This is a genomic window from Chryseobacterium sp. VD8 (assembly GCF_037149975.1).
GTDB lineage: Bacteria > Bacteroidota > Bacteroidia > Flavobacteriales > Weeksellaceae > Chryseobacterium > Chryseobacterium indicum.
This window is the reverse complement of the sequence record NZ_JBBCQL010000245.1, coordinates 1-6,476: the sequence shown is the minus strand read 5'-3', so window position 1 is coordinate 6,476 and position 6,476 is coordinate 1. Positions and strand designations below refer to the sequence as shown.

The 6,476-nt window shown below is 35.2% G+C and carries 4 protein-coding genes and 1 pseudogene; 1 reads left to right on the top strand and 4 read right to left on the bottom strand.

What is annotated here, in order from left to right; genetic code table 11:
- The 4 genes from WFK35_RS19310 to WFK35_RS19295 all read right to left on the bottom strand — a co-directional run.
- Positions 1–2,685: sodium-translocating pyrophosphatase (locus WFK35_RS19310; RefSeq protein ID WP_336733986.1), on the bottom strand; the 2,685-nt coding region annotated here is incomplete at its 3' end.
- Positions 2,686–3,278: 593 nt separating this feature from the next.
- The gene (locus WFK35_RS19305; protein ID WP_214589666.1) at positions 3,279–3,890 is read right to left on the bottom strand and encodes an inorganic pyrophosphatase; all 612 of its coding nucleotides are present in this window, start codon (positions 3,888–3,890) and stop codon (positions 3,279–3,281) included.
- Positions 3,891–3,912: 22 nt separating this feature from the next.
- Entirely contained in the window at positions 3,913–4,425 is a 513-nt protein-coding gene (locus tag WFK35_RS19300) for a DUF7935 family protein (RefSeq protein ID WP_214589665.1), read from the bottom strand.
- A 32-nt stretch (positions 4,426–4,457) separates the two neighbouring features.
- Complete coding sequence (locus WFK35_RS19295) at positions 4,458–5,567, bottom strand: hypothetical protein (RefSeq protein ID WP_336733983.1); 1,110 nt, start codon at positions 5,565–5,567, stop codon at positions 4,458–4,460.
- A 131-nt stretch (positions 5,568–5,698) separates the two neighbouring features.
- Here WFK35_RS19295 and WFK35_RS19290 point away from each other — a divergent pair.
- Positions 5,699–6,476: pseudogene (locus WFK35_RS19290) on the top strand (hypothetical protein); the annotation flags it as partial.

Genomic DNA, 6,476 nt, shown 5'->3' with positions numbered 1-6,476 from the left:
CATACATTCGTCCGTATCGTTGGCTGCGCAAACAGGATGCTGAGAACCGTATCCTTCTGCTTCTACCCCGTCTCCGGAAATTCCAAGTTCAAGCAGTTTCAGTTTTGCGGTCTGAGCTCTCAGATTGGAAAGTTTCTGGTTGCTTTCTTCATTTCCTGAATTATCGGTATAGCCTCCCAATTTAATTTTTAAAGACGGATAGGCATTCATAATTTCAACTAAATTTAATAACTGAACTTCCGAACCCACTTTTAAATCACTGGAACCTGTCTCAAAATAGAGATTTTCTACCGTAAACCATTTATTCGAATCCAAAACTCCCTGATCTTTATTTTTAACCGAATTGTACATTTGATACAACTGGCTTCCTTCTCCGATTTTTATTTTTTTTCCTCCATTCAGCTGTATTTCCTGAATATTTCCTGTATCATAAACAAAGTCTCCGTTTTCATTAACATAACCTTTAATTTCCTGTGGAACAACAGCTACTGTTCCTATAGGATTATTCACCGAAACACCTGAGACGCCTGTTAAAGCTTCAATTTTCGCTTTTCTGTTGGCATCTATTTTATCTTTATGTAAAACAGCCAATGTCGGAGCAATCACCAGAGAAACAATCGACATTAGTTTAATCAGTATATTCATTGAAGGTCCTGAAGTATCTTTAAACGGATCTCCTACCGTATCTCCTGTTACTGAGGCTTTATGTGGTTCAGAACCTTTATAGTAAGTTTGCCCGTTGATATCTACTCCTTTTTCAAAAGATTTCTTTGCATTATCCCAGGCTCCGCCTGCATTATTCTGAAACATTCCCATTAAAACTCCGCTTACCGTTGCTCCGGCAAGGAAACCTCCCAAAACCTCCGGTCCGAAAATAAACCCGATCAGCAAAGGTGAAACAATAGCAATCGCTCCGGGAAGCATCATTTTTCTGATGGATGCATCGGTTGAAATGGCTACACATTTCTCATATTCCGGCTGTGCTTTTCCTTCTAAAATTCCCGGAATCTCGCGAAACTGCCTTCTAACTTCTTCTACCATTGCCATTGCAGCCTGTCCAACCGCAGTGATTGCCAATGATGAAAAGATAAAAGGTATCATTCCGCCGACAAATAATCCGGCAAGAACATCGGCTCTGTAAATATCAATTCCGTCAATTCCTGCAATTCCAACAAAAGCCGCGAATAAAGCTAAAGCCGTTAAAGCAGCAGAAGCGATTGCAAAACCTTTTCCTGTGGCTGCCGTTGTATTGCCTACTGCATCAAGGATATCCGTTCTCTCACGAACTTCTTTGGGAAGTTCACTCATTTCGGCAATTCCTCCTGCGTTATCTGCAATAGGTCCGAAAGCGTCAATAGCCAGCTGCATGGCCGTTGTTGCCATCATTCCGGCTGCTGCGATGGCTACACCATATAATCCTGCGCAAAGATATGATCCGTAAATTCCGCCTGCCAAAACAATAATCGGAAGCAGTGTAGATTCCATTCCTACAGAAAGACCTCCGATAATATTGGTGGCATGACCTGTCGAAGATTGTCTAACGATGCTCGAAACCGGTCTCTTTCCCATTGCCGTGTAATATTCTGTAATGATACTCATTAAAGTACCTACAACCAATCCTACCATAATTGCCCCAAAAACGCCCATTTTAGAGAATTCATGTCCTCGGAGAACCATTTTGTCGGGCAAGATATAATTTACCAAAAAATAAGCAGCTACCGCCGTAATCACAATACTTCCCCAGTTTCCCAGGTTTAAAGCATTCTGCACACTTGAGGTGGAAGATCCTTCACTATCATTAATACGGACAAACAGGGTTCCTATTATTGAAAAAATAATTCCTGTTCCCGCTATAAGCATGGGAAGAAGTATCGGGGCAAAACCGCCGAAAGAATCCTGAGAAATGGTTTCTCTTCCCAAAACCATAGTTGCCAGTACCGTTGCCACGTAAGAGCCAAACAAATCAGCTCCCATTCCTGCAACGTCACCTACGTTATCTCCTACGTTATCTGCAATGGTTGCGGGATTTCGGGGATCATCCTCCGGAATTCCGGCTTCAACTTTTCCCACTAAATCGGCTCCCACATCCGCTGCTTTTGTGTAGATTCCTCCTCCTACTCTTGCAAAAAGCGCTATAGACTCAGCTCCCAGAGAAAATCCTGTAAGAATTTCAATCGTTCTTTCCATTTCGTGGGAATCTACGGTCGCATCCGGTGCAAAAATCTGTTTAATAATTAAGAACAATGCTCCCAATCCTAAAACCGCTAATCCAGCGACTCCCATTCCCATTACGGAACCTCCAGTAAAAGAAACTTTTAAAGCCTTTGAAAGAGATGTTTTCGCAGCCTGTGCTGTTCTTACATTGGATTTTGTGGCGATTTTCATTCCGATAAAACCTGCCGATGCGGAAAATATAGCTCCAACTATAAAGGCAATCCCGATACTCCAGTGGGAGTTGGCATTACTCATCCCCATCACCGCTAAAAGAATCGCTACCACAACTACGAAATAGGTTAAAATCCTGTACTCGGCTTTTAGAAAAGCCATCGCACCGTCAGCAATATGTCCGCTGATAATTTTCATTTTTTCATTTCCGGCATCCTGCTTACTTACCCAGTTACTTTGGATGAAAGTATACAGTAAGGCAATGACACCAAAAATTGGTACTAACACAAATAGATCCATAGTTTAATATTTTTTTGGTAATAGATTATTAAATATAACGAATAATTTCTATGGATTATGTTAAAATATTTATAAGTATTTCAAAATTAGCAGTTAAACGATTAAACGGATTGAATTTATTATGTTTAAATTTTGAATAACTGTTATGTAAATTGAGTTATTAATTTTTTAATGCAATCTGCGGAAAATCAATGGCATTTCATTCAGTCAATGATGACAAATATATTTGATAGACAAAATTAAAAGGACTTTTGAGGGATTTTTATCATTCATAAATGTTACAGCTGAAAACGTCATAGGTTTTAAAAACCTATGACGTTTGGTTTGTATGATATTAAAAGTAATAATGATTAGCCCTGATTGAAACGACATCCTTTTTTGTTGCGGGCGGAGAGAAGCGGAACTCGTAACAAAAAAGATACAGTGAAAAGCAGGAAACAGCTCCTAAAAAATTAAAAACTGATAATATTTTCTGTTATTTATTGTTGTCGAAGGGTGTGATTTCTGAACTTTCAATAAAAATAGAAAACGATCAAAAAGAAAAAGGATAAACAAAACCGTCTATCCTTTACTTTTACCTGAAATATGAGAATTTATCCTCCGTATTTGTTTGAATAATCGTCCTGAGAAGCTTTGATTACTTTTTTGGCATGTTCTGCCCCGTAAACTTCCTGAATTCTGCATTTTGCAGGCTCATCCGGTAAGTTCTTGTAAGTAAGGAAGTAGTGCATTAATCGTTTCACTTCTGCTTCCGGCAATTCTGAAATATCTCTGAAATGTCCGAATGCGTGATCGCCGATCATTACGGCAACAATTTTATCATCTGCTTCTCCTCCGTCGATCATTTTGAAACCTCCGATTGGAATAGCTTCCATTAACAAACCTCCTGCGTGAATGTTATGAGAGCTTAAAACACAGATATCAAGTGGATCGTGATCTCCCATCGTAACATCTGTAGCACCTCTTTCAACCGCTAAGTTCATTACTGCAGTGTCACAATATGTTCTTGGAACAAAACCGTATAATGCCGGAATAATATTTGAGAATTTCTGAGGTCGGTCTACCTTTAAAAATCCAGTTTCTTTATCTACTTCGTATTTAATAGTGTCTGAAGGAACGATCTCCACGAAAACATTGACAACATTTGGCGCATCTTCTCCTGCAGAAATTCCGTGCCATGGATGTGCTTTAAAATTTGGAATCATTATTTAAAATTTATTTTTTTAGTTAAGCTATTATTAAAATTTCTTTTCTTAAATCTTCAATGGTCATAGAAATATAATCTTCTCCTTCCATATAATTCATCAGAAAAATGGTTTTGAACTCATCAAGGCTTGCATTACCGTTGATTCCTTCGTAAGTTCTGTGAAGAAGTTCTATAACTGCGTTTTTTGACTCGACAATATTTTTCCACGAATTTTTAGTGATGTACAATTGCTGGGAAGCGTTGTAATCGAATTCTTCATTGATCGCTTTTTCGGTAAGAAAAATAAATTCATGGACTGCAAGACCTTTATCGAACCTCTGGATAAGATTGGACGGTTTTAATCTTTCCATAAATAGCGTCATTCTTTCGTAAGACTGGGTTTTATTTTCGGAATTGGACTTTACGGAAAGTAATCTGATTTCCTGCTCTTTAAGTTTAATATAAGTAAATACAAACTGTCTCAGCAAAACCAGAAAAGGTATTGCAATAATCAATGCGAAAGCATAGGGTAAATATCCTGAAAAACTTGTCATAATTTGAGGTAGCAAAATTAGTAATTATTTGGCTATTTTTCTATAGTATCAGCTAATATTTGTTTTTTCGAATTCTGATACGCAATTAACGACAAAATTATAATTAAGTAAAACCCAACCATCATTCTGTTTACTAATGTCGGAAACATTATGAAACGTAATGAAACAGTAAGATAAACAGCAACATACAGACCTAAAAAAATTAAACTTTTTCTGTTTTTACTAATGATTAATCTATAATCTAAAATAATAATGATAAAAATTAGCAGTAACGGGAAGTAAGATGTATTCCATTCAAACAGTATTTTTCCTTTCACACAGTTTAAATATTCACGAAAATTAAATACATCGGGATTTGAGATCGGATACAACTGAACTTTTGTAAACTGGTTCATAAACAAAACAGACCACGGGATCTGGTTAAAATATTGTATGATTGCGAAAGTTAATGTAAAATAGCCAACTGAAAATAAAATTTCTTTTGATTGAAATTTAAAATCCTTTCTGAAAAAGTATAATAGTACAGATAGAAATGTATAAAAAATAAAATATTCAGGCCTTGTAAGAATACATAAAATTCCAAATATTGAAGAAACAAAAAGATTTCTTTTCATTAATACAAAATAAAAACTAAGTAATAAAAGTAATGTAGAAAAGCCATCCGGAGTAGCATGTCTTGAGGTATCTAAGAGAGGTTTGAATAATGAAATCAAAATGGTTAAAATAAAAGCCTGATAATTATTTTTAAGTATTTTTATTAAAAAAATAAAAATCAGGATTACGATTAAGACATAGGAAATAATAGTGATAAGAAAAGTAGATGTTGAAGCCGAAAATCCAAATTTAAAAAAGACTGAGTTTATTAAATTGTAAAACGGTTTTACTGTAAATAACTGAAGTTCTTCCTCATACATTTTTGGATTTTCAGATAAATTCTTATAATAACTGTTATCTCCGATCGCTTCCTCTTTCCTTTCCATATTTACCTTACCTACATCCGGATCTTTTTCTTTAAGTTCACTATAAACTTTTTTATGGATCTCTTCAATTTTCATATCAGGGAAATTAGCTTTATATACTAATCCCATGTAAGCTTCAATATCTGAATTGTAATATTGATGTGTATAGAGATAATATGTCATTAAACATAAATAAAGTGATAGTAGAAATTTAATGATTTTATTATTTTTAATTAACATTTTAAGTATTGTTTGGTAATTTAATTTTTATAGATTTACAAAGCTATAACAAAATAAAAAATAATCTTTTAATCATGAAAAAAACAATTATCTTAATTGCCCTTGCAATTAATGCAATCTCTACAGCTCAATCTTGGAATTTAAATGGCAACTCTGGAACAGTACCCGGAACAAACTACATTGGAACTTCTGATAATCAAGACCTTGTACTAAAAACCAATAATCAAGAAAGATTAAGAGTGAACTCTAGCGGAAATATTGGACTAGCCGGAGCTCCCGCAAACGATATTGCTCTAAAAGTATCGGGACGAACCCAAGTTCTAACTAATATTCTAAGCGACACCTTTTATGTAGGAAACGAAGGAGCTAATCATGACAATGGAAATTCTCTTGTTTTTCTTCGATACACACAATATCAGCCAAATAATCCAGGAATCATTGACGTAGCAGGATGGGGAACTTCTGCAGCATATGGATGGATTATGTCATTAAGAGCAAACGGTAAACTTTTTTTGGGCACTAATCCAAATAACTCTTGTACAGATTGTAATGATTACCGTCTTTTTGTAAAAGATGGAATTAGAACCGAAAAAGTAAAAGTAGATATAGCTTCATCAAATGGATGGGCAGATTATGTTTTTGATGACAGTTATAAATTAATGGATTTAAACAGTTTGGAAAATTATATTAAAACCAATAAACATCTTCCAGAAGTTCCATCAACGGATGAAGCAATAAAAAATGGTATTGAATTAAAAGAAATGAACATTCTTTTGTTAAAAAAAGTAGAAGAATTAACGCTTTATGTAATACAACAGCAAAAGGAGATTCAAAAACTTAAAAATACTGTTA